The sequence below is a fragment of the Lysobacter sp. TAF61 genome (assembly GCF_052113485.1).
Classification (GTDB): domain Bacteria; phylum Pseudomonadota; class Gammaproteobacteria; order Xanthomonadales; family Xanthomonadaceae; genus Lysobacter_J.
On record NZ_JBFRDH010000007.1, the window covers coordinates 214,940 to 231,854 of the forward strand.

Consider the following 16,915-nt stretch of genomic DNA (forward strand, 5'->3'; position numbering starts at 1 on the left):
CGGCCACAATGACGTTCGTATGCGTATGGTGATGAGATCGTTCCGAAACTGCGACGCCGGCAGCGGCGGCAAGCCCGCCCCACGGCGGTTCACGCCCGCCCTCGCCAGCGCGACCGCTCCTACGCTAGGCTGCGGCTGCATGAACGCCTGGTATGTCTATTTGCTGGAGTGCCGCGACGGCAGCCTGTACACGGGCATCACCACCGATGTCGCGCGCCGCTATGCCGAGCATGAATCGGGCAAGGGCGCCAGATACACCCGCGCGCGTCCCCCGGTCCGCCTGCTGGCGCAGTTCCCCTACCCCGACCGTGCCGCCGCCAGCCGCGCCGAATACGCGATCAAGCAACTGCGGCCCGACCAGAAGCGCGCGTTGTGCGCCACCGCCGGCTGACGCCGGCACCATTGCGCAATGCCAGCCCGGCTGCGACCCTGACCGCCCTTCACGACCCCACCGCCATGCAACAGATCGAATTCGAACTCGACCGCGACCACGTCGAACTCAACCAGCTGCTGAAGCTGGTCGGCCTGTGCGACAGCGGTGGCGCCGGCAAGGCGATCGTCGCCAGCGGCGCGGTCAGCGTCGACGGCGCTGTGGAGCTGCGCAAGACGTGCAAGATCCATGCGGGCCAGGTCGTCACCATCGACGACGTCGAGATCAGTGTGGTCCAGGCTGCGTGATCCAGGCTGCGTGATCCAGGCTGCGTGATCCAGGCTGCGTGACCCAGGCCGCGTGACCGAAGCGGGCGGATGACTCAGGCCAGCGCCGAGAAGATCTTCGCCAGCAGTTCCTTCAGCGGCACCTGCATCAGCACGACCGGCAACAGCGGCAGCGCCGAAGCAATCGCGAACTGGATCAGGATGAAGCGCTGCAGCGGCACCGTCGCCATGTTGCTGACGGTCGCGTAGACACCGGTCAGATCGCACAGCGCCGACGAATCGCCGGCTTCGAGAATGGGCGAAGCGCCGCCACGCGCGCGACCGAGCCACTTGTTCTCGAAGCCTTCCGAGCAGTCGGTGCCCAGCGCGCCGTAAGCCAGCAGGCTCAGGGACGATCATCACTCATACCCGACCCCCAAACCCGACGATTGGGCGCGACGGACCCGCGCGCGTCGGGGCATGGTGACTGCAGCGACGTGACGAACGGCTCACGCCGCGCACGCGCCGGGAGCGGCTGCGATCAGCTCTCGCCGGCGTGCGCCTGCTTGACCGCCTGCTGCGAAACACCGTCGGGCTGCTTGCCGCCCGGAACCAGCGCGGTGCCCGGATCGAACTCCGACAGCGGACTCTCTGCCGGGCATGCCTGGTCGGGGAAGCCGAAGTCCTTGCGCAGGTTCAGGCCGCAGGTATTGAGCGCATCCAGGTCGGTGTTGGGCGTCTTGCAACGCTTGTCGAAGGCGCGCACGAACGAATCGCGGCGGCTGACGAAATCCTCGCCGCACTTGCGCATCAGGCGCAGGCGGTCGAGGTCGTCCTGGGCCGGATTGACGCCGTCGAGTCCGTACAGTTCCAGTTCCTCGACGGTGAGCAGGCGCAGGCCGCGATTGGGCACGGCCATCATCAGGTCGGCCACTGCGGTCGCGGCGCCGTTGCGCTCGAGGTAATCGCGCACGCGGTCGTAGACCACGCGCAGTTCGGCATTGAGCTGCGCGCGCGTGGTCGCGGTCGAGCTCATGCGGATGATGCGATGGATGCCGACCTGCCCGGCGATCATGCGGGTGTCGCCGGCGCTGAGGATGAACACGCAGGCGCTGTGGCAGATCGCGCCTTCGCGCACCCAGATGGTCCAGCGCGACTCGGCGATGAAGTCGCCGGCCTTGATCGCATCCTCGACCTGGCCGCCGGCCGAATCGATGTCGAGCACGCGCTTGTGGATGCCCAGTTCATCGGCGACGTGCGTGACGCGCTCCATCAGCGAACCGAACTCGGCAGTGATCTTGCCCTTGTAGCGCAGGCGCGCCACGCCGCGTTCCACGCAGGGCTTGAGCGCCTCGGCTATCCCTGCCTGGTCGAACTTCGCCAGCACGTTGCCATCGCCCAGGGTGGCGTAGTCGAGTTCGCAGCTGATCGAGGCCTCGCCCGAGGTCAGGTTGAGTTCGGACCAGTCGATCTTCGGATTCTCCTGCTCCTTGCCCTTGGCCTTGTCGCGCACGCTGGTCTTGGCCTTGCGCGGGCCTTCCGGTGTCGCCGGCGGTAGCTTGACCGGCGCGGTGCTGATCGCGCCGCCGTCCTGGGGACTGTTCACCTCTTCGATGACCATGGCCTGGGTCGTGACCGGTTCGGCGCGCTGGCAGGAAGCCAACACCAGGCAGACGAGCAACGTCCAGGAAACCCTGGGCCATGAGTGCTTGAGCATGTATCGCAAGAATGTTCCGCTCGTATCGGGGATGAATGCGCGCCGCCGGCGCGTGCGTCCACCCAAGGATACGACGTGCGGGCTGACTGACGGCCTAGCGCGGGCCCCGTCGAACGGGGCTCGCGCCGACAGCGGCTAGGGCCGCCTCACGCCCGCGTCCCTGCGACCGCCGAACCGCCTCGACAGCCCCTCGCGCAACAGCTGCTGCGGCGACATCTGCGAGGCCGCCCGCGGGGCCCCGAGCGCGGCACTTTGCGGGATGCCCAGGGCATCGGTCTCGATCACGAAGATCTCGCCATCGAAGTCGACCAGGTAGACCTGGCCGGCATTGTCGGCATTGATGCTGACGATGTTGGTGGGCGCGCCGGTGTCGGGAGTGAAGTCGCCATTGCGCAGGGTGAACTCGTTGGCCTGCAGCGTCGTCCCCGGCACCAGGCGCGCGATCGGCAACGACCAGATGTTGGGGCGGACGAAGTCGGCAAAGATGTATTCGCCCAGCAGCGACTCCACCGGCCCGCGGTAGACCAACCCGCCAGTCACCGAACTGCCGTTGACCGGCCCGGTGCCGTGCGAGTACTGCGCCACCGGGGGCGTCATTCCCGCCGTCGGCCCGCCGCGGAATACCGCGGTGCCCTCGAGGATCGGCCAGCCGAAATTGGCACCGCCGTCGCCGGGGCGCATCAGGTCGATCTCCTCGATCGCGCCCTGGCCGACATCACCGATCAGCAGGTTGCCGGTCTGCGTGTCGAAATTGTTGCGGAACGGATTGCGCAGCCCGTACGCCCACACTTCCGGTGCGCCGCCGGCGCTGGCGAACGGGTTGCCGGCCGGGATCGCGTAGTCGCGGTCCGGATCGGCGGGGAATGCATCGCCGGCCGGGTCCAGGCGCAGGATCTTGCCCAGCAGCGTATTGGTGTTCTGGCCGTTGTTGTCCGGATCGCCGGCGCCGCCGCCGTCGCCGATGGCGACATAGAGCATGCGATCGGGTCCAAAACCAATCCAGCCGCCGTTGTGGTTGTTGCGCGCGTGCACCACGCGCAGGATCGCGTCGCCGCTGGTCGGATCGGCGCGGTTGAGGTCGCCGGCGATGGTCAGGTAGCGACGCACTTCGATGGTTCCATCCGGCGCGGTCACGAAGACATAGAAGCGGCCGCTGGTGAAGAAGTCCGGCGCGGTTGCAAACCCGAGCAGGCCGCGCTCGCCGTCGATCGAGATGGTTCCGGTCAGGTCGAGGAATGGCGTGGCCGACACCGAGCCGTTCGCGGTCATGATGCGGATGCGGCCCTCGCGTTCGACCACGAACAGTCGCCCGCTGCTGTCGGGCATCGGGGCGATGAAGATCGGGAAATTGAGCCCGCTCGCGATCCGGCGCACGCGGAACGCCGCGCCGCGCACATCGGTGACGGTGATCGAAAGCGACTGGGTGACGCTGACAGTGCCGTCGCTCGCGGCAATGGTGACCAGATAGACGTTGTCGCCGTTGGCATCGACCGGCTGTTCGAAGTCCGGTGCGGCGACGAACGACAACGCGCCCGCCGAAGTGATGCGCAGCCGCGCCTGGTCGACGCCACCGGCCAGGGAGAACGTGATCGCATTCCCGTCGGGGTCGGTTGCGGTCGCGGTGTAGAAGACCGCCGCGGTGTCCTCGGGAACCGTCGCCGTCGCGCCCGACGTGAAGACCGGCGGCCGGTTGGCGGGCGACGGCGGGGGAGAGACGCTGCCCCGCGGTCTGCCGCCACCGCCGCCGCAGGCAGCGAGCGCCGCGGTCAGCGCGGCAACCAGCCCAGCAAGAAGAATTCGGGCAACCCATCCCCGTGATGCGCGTCGTCTGGTCTGCACCATGGCGCTGCTCCTTCGTACCCGCGACGGGCCGCGATGGCCCGACGACGGGACGGCGCGGAAGAGGCTCGCAGAACCCGCGCCGTTCGGGCGTGAAGAGCGGCTTCACCGGGATTGGACGGTCGCCTTGTCCGACCTGCGGTCGCTCTGGCCGCCGCTTGGCGTTTACCTGGTTTGAACCGCGCCGGGCGCAGGCTGCGCCGGTCGCGAACGCCTCCCAGGAGAACGCCATGAGCCCCTCTGTTTCGCGCCGCCAGTTCCTGGCCCTGCCCGCTGCCGCCGGCGCGGTCGCCCTGTTGCCCGCCGGGCTGCTGGCCGCCATTGCGGCGGAGACGCCCGCACTGCCCGACCTGTCGGACTGGGGCAAGGTCCGCGCGCAGTTCGCACTCGACCCGGGCTACGCGCACTTCGCCAGCTTCTTCATCGCCAGCCACCCGGCGCCGGTGCGCGATGCGATCGAAGCCTATCGCCGTTCCATCGACCAGAACCCGTTCCTGGTGATCGAGCAGGGCCTGTTCGAGGACGCAGCTCACAACGTGCCGATGCAGGTGCAGAAGGAACTTGCCGCCTACCTTGGCGGCGAGCCCGAACAGGTCTGCCTGACCCGCAGCACCACCGAAAGCCTGGCGCTGGTCTACCACGGCCTGCCGCTGAAGGGCGGCGACGAAGTCCTCACCACGGTGCACGACCACTACTCGCACCATGAGTCGATCCGCCTGGCGTGCCACCGCACTGGCGCGACGATGCGCAAGATCACCCTGTTCGAAGAAGCTTCCAAGGCCACCACCGACCAATTGGTGGAGCGGCTGTTGCAGGGCATCAAGCCCGGCACGCGCGTGGTCGGACTGACCTGGGTGCACTCCGCCACTGGCATGCGACTGCCAATCCGGCAGCTCGCCGCCGCACTCAAGGCCCGCCATCCCGAGGTGCTGCTGGTGGTCGACGGTGTGCATGGCATCGGTGCCGCCGACGAGACCGTCGCCACGATGGGCGCCGACTTCTTCTGCGCCGGCTGCCACAAATGGATGTTCGCGCCGCGCGGCACCGCGTTGATCTGGGCGAAGAGCGAAAACTGGGCACGCCTGCGCCCGACGGTTCCGACCTTCAGCGACATCGAGGTCTACAACGCCTGGATGGAGGACCGCGAACCGGCTACGCCATCCAACGCCGCGCGCATGGCGCCCGGCGGTTTCCATGCATTCGAGCACCAGTGGGCGATGTCGGCCGCGTTCCGGATGCACGCGGCCATGGGACGGCCACGCGTTGCCGCCCGCATCGCCAGCCTCAACGACCAGCTCAAGAAGAACCTGGCGCAGAACCGCAAGATCACCATCCATACGCCGATGTCGGGCGATCTGTCGGCGGGCCTGGTCGCCTTCGAGATCGACGGCCTCAAGACCGAAGACGTGGTCAAGCGCCTGCTCGAACGCAAGGTCATCGCCAGCAGCAGCCCCTACGCCGTCAGCTATCCGCGCCTGGCGCCGAGCCTGGTCAACACGCCCGAGGAGGTGGACCGCGCCGCACGCGCGGTCCACGAGATCGCCGGCTGAGGCGGCCTCACACGCCCCACAGCGCGCGCGCTTCCTCGGCGATCACTTCCGGGAACTCCTCCGGGAAGAACAGCTTCGCGCCTTCGATGCGGCGGATCCCGCGCGAATTGCCGAAGCTGCGCTGCAGATGCTGCGCGCCACGCTCGGAGAAGATGTCGTCGCCGGTGCCCCAGATGATCCGCGTCGGCCCTTCGAAGCGCGCCAGCGACGGGCCGATGCCGTGCAGCCACGGGCGGTCCAGTCCGATCGCATAGGCATGCGTGCGGTCGGCATTGCGGACCAGCGGACCGAGATAGGTATCGACGGCCTCGTCGCTCGGGTGGGTCGGATAGGTGAACGTCTGCCCACCCAGTCCCTGCTTCGAGCGCGCCAGCGTCTTGTCGGCCAGCCACGGCGCCAGCCACTCCTCGACGAACTTGCCCTGCCTGGCCAGCTCGATCACCGGCATCAGCGCCGGCGGCGGGCATTCGATCTCCGAGTCGCAGTTGGTCAGCAACAGCGACCGCACCCGTTGCGGATACTTCGCCAGGAACAGCTGCGCGGCCTGGCCGCCGCTGTCGTTGGCGACCACGTCGACGCGGTCGATGCCGAGGCGATCGAGCAGATCGGCCAGCATCGCCACCTGCGCATCGGGCGCCACGCTCTGCCCGGCTGCGACCTCGGTGTTGCCCAGTCCGAGGAAGTCCGGCGCGATGCAGCGACGGTACGGCGACAGGCGCTGCAGCGCGCCGCGCCACTGGAAGCCGTTGAGCGGGAAACCGTGCAGGAACAGCGCCGCCTCGCCGCTGCCGCGCTCGGCGTAGGCGATGTTGCCGAACGGTGTCTTCATGAAGCCACTGGCCGCGCGGAACGCCGCAGCCGCGGCCGCGTCGTCGCCGGCCGCCGCGGCACCACCACCTGCGGCCGGCTGCACGCCCAGCGCCGATGCGCATCCGCCCAGCACACCGGCTGCCAGGGCGCCCACTGTCATTCCAAGGAACTGCCTGCGAATCATGGTCGTCATCTCCACGGGGCGTCCCCCCCGTCGTTGACGCAAATGATTGACCTGGCATGGCATGCGATCAACGAAGCGCGAGGTCATGACGTCATGACCTGGGAGGTCATGGAACTCGCGGCAGGCCGCCCTTATGCTGCGGCCGTGAACAATCTCGCCGCCCCCAGGCCGCAATCGCGACCCCGCCCCCAGGTAGGCGCGCTGCTGCGCGAATGGCGCGCGGCGCGGCGCCTGAGCCAGCTCGACCTCGCCCTCGATGCGGGCATGTCGCCGCGCCACCTGAGCTGCCTGGAAACCGGCAAGGCCCAGCCCAGCCGCGACATGGTCACGCGCCTGGCCGATGCCCTCGACATGCCGCTGCGCGAACGCAATGCGCTGCTGGTCGCCGCCGGCTACGCACCGCGCTATCCGGAAACGGCACTGGCGACGCCGGAACTGGCGCAGGTGCGCCGCGCGATCGAGTTCATCCTCGCCCAGCAGGAGCCCTACCCGGCCTTCGTCCTCAACCGCCGCTGGGACGTGCTGATGGCCAACGAAGCGGCCATGCGCGTCAATGGATTCGTGATGCGCGGCCGCGCCAGTGCGCACCGCAACATGATCCGGCAGATATTCGATCCCAACGATCTGCGCCCGGCGGTGGCGAACTGGGAGGAAGTGGCCGGCGACCTGATCCACCACCTGCACAGCGAAGTCGCCGCCGCCCCGACCGACCTGGCGGCGCGCGAACTGCTCGACGAAGTACTGGCCTACCCCGGCGTGCCGGCACGCTGGCGCATGCGCGATCTCGACAGCGCGCCGGCACCGCTGCTGACCACGGTGCTGCAGCGCGACGACCAGCAGCTGCGCTTCTTCTCGACGATCACCACCTTCGGCACGCCACGCGACGTGACCCTGGACGAGCTGCGGATCGAATGCTGCTTCCCGGTCGACGAAGCGACCACGCAGTTGTGCCGGGAACTGGCCGCAACCCCGACCTGACGCCAGCGCGCCCCAGGAAGCGCGCCCTAGGAAAGTTCGGCCCGTCGCAACGACCAGAAGCCGATGTCGCGGCGGTCGCGGTAACCGCTGCGTTCGTAGAGCTGCTTGGCGCGCAGGTTCTCGTGGCTGACATGCAGGTACGGCGTGCGGCCACGATCGAGCACGTCGTTGCTCAGCCACGCCAGCAGATGGCGTGCATAGCCGCGACCGTTGAAGTCCGGATGCGTGCACACGGCGCTGATTTCCTGGAACTCGTCCATGCCCATGCGCTCGCCGATGATCGCCGCCAGGCGGCCGTCCTGGTAGATGCCGAAGTAGCGGCCCAGGTCCATCGTGTGCGGGCGGAAATAATGCGGATACACCAGCGCGGTCAGCGCCAGCACGTCTTCGCGATGGCTTTCGCCCAGCTCCAGGATCGCCGGGCCGTCGACCTCGTCGATGCGCTGCGGGCATACCATCTGCGCCAGCATCGCCAGCTTGTCCAGCCGCCAGCCATCGGGCACGGCCGGCGTGACACCGAGCAGCAGGACGGTGTCGTCCGGCGGAACCAGCTGGGTGAGCGCGGTGCCGATATCGGCGCCGTCGGCGGCGACGCCGAAGAACGGCGCAACGTGCGCCGGGTACCGGGCGGCATCGCCGATGCGCAGCGCCAGGTCGCGATGGCGGCTGCGCAGCGATTCCCAGATCGGGTTGTCGAGGACGCTGCTGTCGGGGGCATGGTCGGGCATGCTCCGAATGCAAGCAGAGATCGACAGGCGCGGCAAGACCACATCGTCAGGGTTTGCCAGATCTGGCGCGCCCGGCGCGCCTGGCCGCGCTCAGGATGAAATCACCGGCCCCTTGCGACCGCGTTCGCCGTCACGCAGCGCACTCCTGAACCGGGTGGCGTTGGTCCCGCTCCTGGCGCGGAATGCCCTGGCGAAACTGCAGGCGTTGTCGAAACCGCACGACTCGGCGATCTCGGTGATGTCCATCGAGGTCGTCTCCAGCAGGTCGTAGGCGCGCTCGATGCGAAGGCGCGACGCCGCGGTCTGCACGCTCTCGCCGTACAGCTCGTGGAACGACTTCGACAGGTACCACAGCGAGTAGTTGCTGATCGCCATGATCTCGCTCATGCGCACCATCCGGTGGGCGTTGCCTTCCAGGTACAGCCGCGCGCGCTGCAGGCGGTTGAACAGGCGCCGCTTGCGCGTGCGCGAATGCCCGGGGCAATGGCCGAGCGCGGCGACATGACGCGCCTGCACGGCCGACATGTGCAGGATCAGCGGCCGCAGCGCGCGCACCAGGGTGCGGTCGGGGACGCTCTCGTGCGCCTGCAGCACGCGCACGGCGCCGTGCCACAGGCGCAGCGCCAGGATGCGGTCGCGACGCGACATCGCGCCCTTGCCGACGAACAGATAGGCGTCCTGCAGCATCGGCATCAGGTCGGCCGGCACCAGCAGGCCCAGGGTGAGGCCGTTGTGGTCGGCCTGCACTTCCGGCGATGATTCGGCGTCGAGCGCGATCCATGCGCCGGTGCGCAGGCGGAACGAGCCTTCGACGGCGCTGACCTGGGCACTGCCGCGGATCTGCATCCACAGCGAGAACGACGCCCGCGCCAGGTTGACGCTGCCCAGCCGCGAGGCGGCCGCCCAGCACACGCGGCCGGGTGCGTCCGCGGCGATCTCGCGGAACTGGCCGTCATGGGCCCAGACCCGATGTGGCGACAACGGCGACGTCACGGCCGCCAATGGCCGCGCGGCGCCGGCGATGAACACGGTGGGCGTGGCCACGCCGGACTCGGGCAAGGTCGACGCGAGCAAGGTCGACGCGGGCACACCTGTGGCAGGCATCGGCATCCGCGAACTGGCCATGGCACTCCTCCTTCTGGGGACTGCCTCGATTTGCCGATTTCGCGGTTCTGATGTCCTGCCGTTGTGGAGAAATCTTGCTGAAATCGCGGTATCGGATTCCTGATGGAGTTCCGAAAGCCTTGCAGCGCCTCGCCCGCGTCAGCGTTGGCCGGGTTCAGCTGTTTGTTCAGCAGTTTCCGGCAGCTGCGCCCAGCCGATGTCGCTGTCGTCCTGGGTGCTGTAGGAGTAGTACAGCCAGCCGCTGCCTGCGTCGAAACTGACTCCGGTCAGTTCGCCGCCGCGCGGGTCCAGACACGGACCGCTGCGGCTGCCGGCAGGCGCATTCACGGCGATCCAGCGCATGTTGCAGTCGCCGCCGGCGCCGACCATCCAGTTGCCTTCAGCGGAGGTGACCAGGCGACGGCTCTGCAGGTAGAAGCCGGCGCTCGGCACGATCCGCGGCAGCGCACCGCCGGGATCGGCGTGCAGGTCGTCGATCAAGCGCGGCCCCTGCAGGTCCAGGCCGGCTTGCCACAGGCCCCAGGAGGCGTTGCGGATGAAGACCACGCGCCGCTCCTGCGGATCGAAGCGTGCCAGCGCGACGTCGTCGAGGCTGGCCAGCGCCTGCAGCAGCAACCCGCGACGCTGGTACAGGGTCAGTCCCAGCCGCCCGGCGCCACGGTCGGCCACCACCAGCAACTGCCCGGGTTCGGCGCCATAGGCGCCGTAGGTCGGTCGCCCTTCCGGCAAGGCCAGCTTCTGCACCGCGCCGGTGGCCGGCGTGATCTCGTACAGTGCCTCGTTGTCGCCATCGGCGCCGATCATCAGCACGGTCTTGCCGTCGGCCGACCACGCGGCCGGATGGCGCGGGAATGGCACGAAGTTTTCGATCGGCCGCAGCGACGACGCGCGCCCGATTTCACCCCACCACAAGCGCACGTCGCCGGTGCGGTCGGAGACGAAGACGATCTGGTTGCCATCCGGCGCCACCGACGGCAGCAGTTCGGTCCCCGAGGAAGGAAACACCACTTCGGGCGGCGCGGCCGCCGTGCCGCGCGCGGGGATGCGCACGCGATACAGCGACGTCGGCGCGTCCTCGATCACGAACACGACCGACGGATCCTTCAACGCCACATTCGGGAAACGGGCATTGCCGATGCCCAGCTCGGTGATGCGTCGCGACTGCACGTCCAGGCGCAACAGCGAGGCTTCCTGGCCGCGGTACGCGGAAAAGATGATCGACCTGCCATCGGGCGACCAGGCCAGGCCGAACAGGTTGGATTCGATGCGGGTCAGCCGCTCGGGTTGGCCGCCCGCGGCCGGCATCAGCCACAGGTCGCCACGCGAGACATTGCGCTGGAACGCGATCCAGCGACCGTCCGGCGAGAAAACTGGAGCCAGGTCGATGTCGCTGGCGGCATGGGTGTAGTCGAGCTTGCGCGCGCTGCCGCTGGCGAGGTCGAACAGCTCGATGGCGTTGACGCCCGTCTGGCCGGCATTGCTGGCGCCGAACACCAGTTGCTTGCCATCGGGGTGCCAGCTGAACTTGCGCAAGCGGTCGCCGTCGCAACTGGCGACCGTATGCGGCTCGCCACCGGCCGACGCCATCAGCATCAGGTGGCAACTGACGCCGTTGCCACCGCGTCGCACGCGATAGAACGCGATCTGGCGGCCATCGGGCGACCACGCCGACATCGCGTCGTGCTCGCCACCGACCGGATGGGTCAATTGCCGGGGTTCCACCGGCGCCGTCGTCTGCATCATCAACGAGGTGCGGCCGACACCGTTCTCGTCGACGTAGGCGCTGTAGGCCACCTGCGAACCGTCCGGCGACAGGCTCGGCGCGAACTCCATGCCGGGTGCCGAGGTGATCTTCAGGAACGGCGGCGCGGGATCACCGGAGCCGCCGGCCACCTTCTGTGCGCGTTCGCGATCGGCGCCGATGGCCAGCCAGAGGGCGAAGGCCAGCGCTGACAGCGCGGCAACGGTACCGACGAGCTTGAGCATCGGGCGCGATGGCGTCTCGACCGGTGCCGCAGCCACGGCAACCGGCACATCCTGCGCGGCCAGGTCCAGCCACTGCACCGGCGCAAGCAGCCGATAGCCATGCTTGGCGATCGTCTCGATGTACGGCTCGTCGCTGCCGAAAGCCTTGCGCAGCTGCGCCACCGCCTGGGTCACGACATCGTCGCCGGGCAAGGTGTCGGGCCACACCGTTTCCAGCAGCGTCTCGCGGCTGACGACCTTGCCGGCGTGTCCGATCAGCACCAGCAGCAGGTCGATCGCCTTGAGGCTGATCCGGTGCGGCGCATCGCCGACTGCCGCCGAGGCAGGCAGGATCTCGCGCGCGGCCACGTCGACGACGCTGTCGCCGACGCGGACGCGCTGGGAGGGCAACTGCTGCAACATGCTTTGATGCTGTTTGGGCATTGCGCCAGAACCGTGGTGAGCGAGTCCTGGCTGGATTCTAGAGCAAGTCAGGGGCCCCGCTAGAATTTCTGGTTGTAGGTCATGTAGAAGAATCGCCCGCCGATCTCGTAGGCCGGGTCGATGCTGTTGGCAAAGGCGGTGATCGCGATCGGCGGGTCGCGGTCGAAGGCGTTGTTCACGCCCAGGGTGACCCGCGCGTTCCACGGCGCGTTCCAGAACACCGTCAGGTCGTTGTAGGTCGCGCTCGGGATGTTGTTTTCCGGGCGTGCACCCGGACCATCGGGCAGCAGGTCGGGATCGTCGCCATCGAGGTTGGTGAAGCGGTTCGGATCCGAGCACAGCCGCTCGATCTGCGCGGCCGGGACATTGGGCGTGCCGACGCACAACTCGTCCTGCGGCGAGTAGTAGCGCACGTACCAGGTCGCGCCGTAATCGCCCTTCTCCCAGCGCACCGACAGGTTGGAGCGGATCCGCCAGTTGTTGGTGAAGGTCGAGCCGAAGTACTCGCCGACGTTGTTGCCCGACTCGCCGTTGAGCTGATCCTGCGAGAACGTGCCATCGCCGTTGACGTCGACGAACAACTCGCTGGTGTAGGCCGTGTCCCAGGTGAAGGAGAACTTGCCCCACGACGTCTCCGGCATCCGGTAGCTGACCGTGAAGTCGTAGCCCTCGGTCTTGATGGTGCCGATATTGCTGGGGATCGACAGCAGGTCGCTGACCTGCCCCGACGATGTCCGGCTGATCAGCGCGCAGGCCGCGTCGGTGCCATTTCGGTAGCAGTTGTCGAGGATCGCCTGCCCGGTCTGCAGGAAGATCGCGTCGTCGATCTCCACCTGCCACCAGTCCAGCGAGACATCCAGCCCCTGCACATAGCCCGGGCTGTAGACGAAGCCCAGTGTCTTGGACGTCGACAACTCCGGCTGCAGGTCGGGGTTGCCACCGACGGTGATGCGGATCTGCGGATTGTTCTGGTTGTATTGCGGTATCCCCGCGCAACCGGCCGGGATGTCGTTGTTGGGCGTGCCCTGCAGGCTGCCCGCACACGGATCGGTTATGGCCGGGAACGAATCGGCCTGGCCGGCGAAGAGTTCGGCGATGGAAGGCGCGCGGAACCCTTCCGACCAGTTGCCGCGGATCATCAGGTCATCGATGGGTTTCCAGCGGAAGCCGAACTTGCTGTTGAGCGTGTCGCCGAAGTTGCTGTAGTCGGAGTAGCGCGTGGCCACGCTGAAATCGAGCAGCTTGGCGAACGGCACGTCGACCAGCACCGGGATCGCCAGCTCCAGGTAGGCCTCATCGAGCGAATAGCCGCCGCGCGTGGCGGTGCGCGCATTGCCGGTGGTATCGCCGGAGTTGATCAGGCCGTCGGGATCGTCATAGCCGAACTCGGTGCGGTGCTCCAGGCCGAAGGAGAACCCGAACGCGCCGCCGGGCAGGTCGAACAGGTCGCCGCCGACGTTGGCGTAGTACGTCTTCTGCTTGTAGTAGAACTCGTCGTGGGCGGTAAAAGTGGCGTAGTCGATCATGTCCCGGGTCAGCGTGCCGGCGCCGCCCAGCAGGTTCATCGGCACGCAGCCGTCGATCACCGTGCTGGCATCGCCCGGCACGGTCACGCAGATCGGCGTGCCGGTGGCGTCGATCATCGACGGCCCGATCGCGTTGACGATCTTGCTGATCTGGAACAGGCCGTTGGTGGTGTTGTTGGCCTTGTTGTCGCCGTAGAAGTAACCGGCCTCCCAGTCGAAGAAGTGCTCGCCAACGTCGAACGTCCCCTCCAGCGCACCGTCGAAGGCGAAGGTGCGCACGTCCTGGTTGAACGAACGGCCGCCGGTCTCGGCCATGCGCCGGAAGATCTCGTTGACGTCGCGTCCGTAGGGGTTGTAGATGCTGTCGGCGCTGATGAACTCCGGATCGCCGGAACTGGCGTCGAAGGCCAGCGGCACCGCGGCGAGCAGCTGTTCGGACTTGCGCTGGTTGTAGGTGATGGTGGTCTTGAAGCGGAAGCGGTCGGTGATCTCCAGGGTGCCGCTGCCGAACAGCGAGACGCGCTCCTGCGGCGTGATCAGATAGTTGTCCGGCGCGAAGTTGTAGTTGTCGGCCAAGCCTGTGTTCTGGCGATAGCCGGGGCCAACGCCGGGCGTGGGAATGAAGAATCCGTAGTCGTCGTTGGGCTGGGTGAAGAACGGCCCCGGATCGTCGGCGTCGACTGGCGGACGGAAGAACGAGAAGTTGCCGTCTGGCGGCGAGAAGCTGCCACCGGTGCCGGGAATGGCGCCAAACACCGGCACCGCCGACTGCGGCCGGTCGCCGGCCATGACCGGTTCCTCCTTGACGTAGCCGATGCCAAGCATCGTCGACCAGCGTTCCGAACTCGACCCGATCAGCACGTCGTAGGACTGGCGGAAACCGTCGCCCTTGTCGTACTGGCCAAGGTAGGCATTGGCCTCGGCGCCATCGAAGTCCTTGCGCAGGATCACGTTGACCACACCGGCGATGGCATCGGATCCGTAGATCGTCGATGCACCGTCCTTGAGCACTTCGATGCGTTCGACCGCCGCGGTCGGAATGGTATTGAGGTCGACCGCGCCGCCCAGGCCGGTGCCGCCGACCCAGCGCCGTCCGTTGACCAGCACCAGGGTGCGATTGGAACCCAGGTTGCGCAGCGACACCCGGGTCTCGCCGTTGCCGGCGTTGTTGAAGGCGGAGTTGAGGGTGGAACCGTTGGCGGTGATGTTCTGGATCACGTCGCCGATCGAGGTCAGGCCCTGCGCCTGGATCTCGTCGCGGTTGAGGCTGAAGATCGGCTGCGAGGTCTCGATGTCGGCGCGCTTGATGCGCGAACCGGTGACCTCGATGCGATCGAGCGTGGTGGTGGTGTCTTCAGTGGCCGGCGCTTCCTGTGCGCCGGCCAGCGCGGGCAGCAGTGCCAGTGCGATGCTGGCCGGCAGCGGCGCGCGCCGCAGTGACGGCCGCGAGATGCAAGGATTCATGGTGGACCTCCGTGTTGCGTTCCGGGCGAATTAACTGCCCTTTAACGCTAAGCGGAGGTGCCCGTCCGGCGCCTACCCGTGGTTGGGGAGGATTGGTACCTGTGTTGGTATCCCTGTTCCCTCGGCGTTCGCCTTCACACCATCGGCAGCTTCAACCCCTGCTCCTTCGCACATGCCTTGGCGATGTCATAGCCCGCGTCGGCATGGCGCATCACGCCGGTGCCCGGGTCGTTCCACAGCACGCGCGCCAGGCGCTTGTCGGCTTCTTCGCTGCCGTCGCACACGATCACCACGCCCGAGTGCTGCGAGTAACCCATGCCGACGCCACCGCCGTGGTGCAGCGAGACCCAGGTGGCGCCACCGGCGACGTTGAGCATCGCGTTGAGCAGGGGCCAGTCGCTGACTGCGTCGCTGCCATCCTTCATCGCCTCGGTCTCGCGGTTGGGCGAGGCCACCGAGCCGCTGTCGAGATGGTCGCGGCCGATCACCACCGGCGCCTTCAACTCGCCATTGCGCACCATCTCGTTGAAGGCCAGCCCGAGCTTGTGGCGCAGGCCCAGGCCGACCCAGCAGATGCGCGCCGGCAGGCCCTGGAAGCTGATGCGTTCGCGCGCCATGTCGAGCCAGCGATGCAGGTGGGCGTCGTCGGGAATCAGTTCCTTGACCTTGGCGTCGGTCTTGTAGATGTCCTCCGGATCGCCGCTCAGCGCGACCCAGCGGAACGGGCCGACGCCGCGGCAGAACAGCGGACGCACGTACGCCGGGACGAAGCCCGGGAAGTCGAACGCGTTCTCGCAGCCTTCGTCCTTTGCCATCTGGCGGATGTTGTTGCCGTAGTCGAACACCGGGATGCCCATGTCCTCGAACGCCAGCATCGCCTCGACGTGCACGCGCATAGACTTCTTGGCGGCATCGCGCACGCGGCCCGGGTCTTCGCCCTGCATGCGCTGCCACTGCTCCACGCTCCAGCCGATCGGCAGGTAGCCATGCACCGGATCGTGCGCGCTGGTCTGGTCGGTGACCGCATCCGGACGCACGCCGCGGCGCACCAGCTCCGGCAGGATCTCGGCGGCATTGCCCAGCAGCGCGATCGACTTCGCCTCGCCGGCCTCGCAGTACTTCTCGATGCGCGCCAGGGCGTCGTCGAGGTCGGTGGCCTGCTCGTCGACATAGCGCGTGCGCAGGCGCATGTCGATGCGGCTCTGCTGACATTCGATGTTGAGGCTGCAGGCACCGGCCAGCGACGCCGCCAGCGGCTGCGCGCCGCCCATGCCGCCCAGGCCGGCGGTGAGGATCCACTTGCCCTTGAGGCTGCCGCCGTAGTGCTGGCGACCCATCTCGACGAAGGTCTCGTAGGTGCCCTGGACGATGCCCTGGCTGCCGATGTAGATCCAGCTGCCGGCGGTCATCTGCCCGTACATCATCAGGCCCTTCTTATCGAGGGCGTTGAAGTGCTCCCAGGTTGCCCAGTGCGGCACCAGGTTGGAATTGGCCAGCAGCACGCGCGGTGCATCGGCGTGGGTAGGGAACACGCCGACCGGCTTGCCCGACTGGATCAGCAGCGTCTCGTTGTCTTCAAGCTCACGCAGCGACTTGAGGATCGCGTCATAGCTTTCCCAGTCGCGCGCGGCGCGGCCGATGCCGCCGTAGACCACCAGCTCGGTCGGATTCTCGGCAACCTCGGCGTCGAGGTTGTTCTGGATCATCCGGTACGCGGCTTCGCTCAGCCAGGACTTGCAGCTCAACTCGGTGCCGCGCGGCGCACGGATGACGCGGGAGGGATCTTTGCGGGTGGACATCGGATGGCTCCGGCAGCGGCAGGCCACGCGGGCGCGTGGTCGCAATGGAAGGTTCACCATGGATAGGTTCGAGGGGAATTATCGCGCCGGCGCCGTCGCGCGATGCCGCCGATCGTTCGCGATCCGGTCGAATCGGCGCGGATCGGGTGC

14 protein-coding genes are annotated in these 16,915 nt (G+C 67.7%); 5 read left to right on the forward strand and 9 right to left on the reverse strand.

All coding sequences use genetic code 11. The features are described 5' to 3' along the window. Window positions 1-139 precede the first annotated feature (139 nt). Together AB4Y64_RS16255 and AB4Y64_RS16260 are read left to right on the forward strand one after the other, a co-directional pair. The gene (locus AB4Y64_RS16255; protein ID WP_441817507.1) at window positions 140-391 is read left to right on the forward strand and encodes a GIY-YIG nuclease family protein; all 252 of its coding nucleotides are present in this window, start codon (window positions 140-142) and stop codon (window positions 389-391) included. A 65-nt stretch (window positions 392-456) separates the two neighbouring features. Beyond that, window positions 457-678 carry an RNA-binding S4 domain-containing protein gene (locus tag AB4Y64_RS16260; RefSeq protein WP_441817508.1) on the forward strand — a complete coding sequence of 74 codons (222 nt, stop codon included), beginning with the start codon at window positions 457-459 and terminating at the stop codon, window positions 676-678. 74 nt (window positions 679-752) lie between these two features. Here the strand turns inward: AB4Y64_RS16260 and AB4Y64_RS16265 are convergent, their stop codons facing one another. The 3 genes from AB4Y64_RS16265 to AB4Y64_RS16275 form a co-directional block, all read right to left on the reverse strand. Continuing rightward, window positions 753-887, reverse strand: coding sequence for a hypothetical protein (locus tag AB4Y64_RS16265; protein WP_441817509.1), 135 nt, complete (start codon window positions 885-887; stop codon window positions 753-755). Window positions 888-1,177: 290 nt separating this feature from the next. After that, on the reverse strand, window positions 1,178-2,353 hold the full coding sequence (locus tag AB4Y64_RS16270) for a hypothetical protein (protein WP_441817510.1): 1,176 nt from the start codon (window positions 2,351-2,353) through the stop codon (window positions 1,178-1,180). 135 nt (window positions 2,354-2,488) lie between these two features. After that, window positions 2,489-4,195: a PQQ-dependent sugar dehydrogenase gene (locus tag AB4Y64_RS16275; protein ID WP_441817511.1), complete on the reverse strand. Its 1,707-nt coding sequence runs from the start codon at window positions 4,193-4,195 to the stop codon at window positions 2,489-2,491. 227 nt (window positions 4,196-4,422) lie between these two features. Between AB4Y64_RS16275 and AB4Y64_RS16280 the strand changes: the two genes are divergently transcribed. Next, the gene (locus AB4Y64_RS16280; RefSeq protein WP_441817512.1) at window positions 4,423-5,742 is read left to right on the forward strand and encodes an aminotransferase class V-fold PLP-dependent enzyme; all 1,320 of its coding nucleotides are present in this window, start codon (window positions 4,423-4,425) and stop codon (window positions 5,740-5,742) included. 7 nt (window positions 5,743-5,749) lie between these two features. Here the strand turns inward: AB4Y64_RS16280 and AB4Y64_RS16285 are convergent, their stop codons facing one another. After that, window positions 5,750-6,736: an alpha/beta fold hydrolase gene (locus AB4Y64_RS16285; protein ID WP_441817513.1), complete on the reverse strand. Its 987-nt coding sequence runs from the start codon at window positions 6,734-6,736 to the stop codon at window positions 5,750-5,752. A 144-nt stretch (window positions 6,737-6,880) separates the two neighbouring features. Between AB4Y64_RS16285 and AB4Y64_RS16290 the strand changes: the two genes are divergently transcribed. Further along, window positions 6,881-7,714 (forward strand): helix-turn-helix domain-containing protein, encoded by an 834-nt coding sequence (locus tag AB4Y64_RS16290; protein ID WP_441817514.1) that lies wholly within the window; start codon window positions 6,881-6,883, stop codon window positions 7,712-7,714. Between the two features lie 26 nt (window positions 7,715-7,740). Here AB4Y64_RS16290 and AB4Y64_RS16295 read toward each other — a convergent pair whose 3' ends face one another. After that, a complete protein-coding gene (locus tag AB4Y64_RS16295; RefSeq protein WP_441817515.1) occupies window positions 7,741-8,442 on the reverse strand; it encodes a GNAT family N-acetyltransferase in 702 nt (233 codons plus the stop codon). 90 nt (window positions 8,443-8,532) lie between these two features. Beyond that, complete coding sequence (locus AB4Y64_RS16300; RefSeq protein WP_441817516.1) at window positions 8,533-9,486, reverse strand: helix-turn-helix domain-containing protein; 954 nt, start codon at window positions 9,484-9,486, stop codon at window positions 8,533-8,535. Here AB4Y64_RS16300 and AB4Y64_RS16305 point away from each other — a divergent pair. After that, the gene (locus tag AB4Y64_RS16305; protein ID WP_441817517.1) at window positions 9,464-9,670 is read left to right on the forward strand and encodes a hypothetical protein; all 207 of its coding nucleotides are present in this window, start codon (window positions 9,464-9,466) and stop codon (window positions 9,668-9,670) included. The genes AB4Y64_RS16300 and AB4Y64_RS16305 overlap by 23 nt on opposite strands. A 35-nt stretch (window positions 9,671-9,705) precedes the next feature. Here AB4Y64_RS16305 and AB4Y64_RS16310 read toward each other — a convergent pair whose 3' ends face one another. From AB4Y64_RS16310 to hutU, 3 genes are all read right to left on the reverse strand, one after another. Beyond that, the gene (locus AB4Y64_RS16310) at window positions 9,706-11,955 is read right to left on the reverse strand and encodes a winged helix-turn-helix domain-containing protein (protein WP_441817518.1); all 2,250 of its coding nucleotides are present in this window, start codon (window positions 11,953-11,955) and stop codon (window positions 9,706-9,708) included. Window positions 11,956-12,035: 80 nt separating this feature from the next. Continuing rightward, window positions 12,036-14,966: a TonB-dependent receptor domain-containing protein gene (locus tag AB4Y64_RS16315; RefSeq protein WP_441817519.1), complete on the reverse strand. Its 2,931-nt coding sequence runs from the start codon at window positions 14,964-14,966 to the stop codon at window positions 12,036-12,038. A 134-nt stretch (window positions 14,967-15,100) separates the two neighbouring features. Further along, window positions 15,101-16,765, reverse strand: a complete 1,665-nt coding sequence (gene hutU / locus AB4Y64_RS16320; protein WP_441817520.1) for a urocanate hydratase — start codon at window positions 16,763-16,765, stop codon at window positions 15,101-15,103. Window positions 16,766-16,915 lie beyond the last annotated feature (150 nt).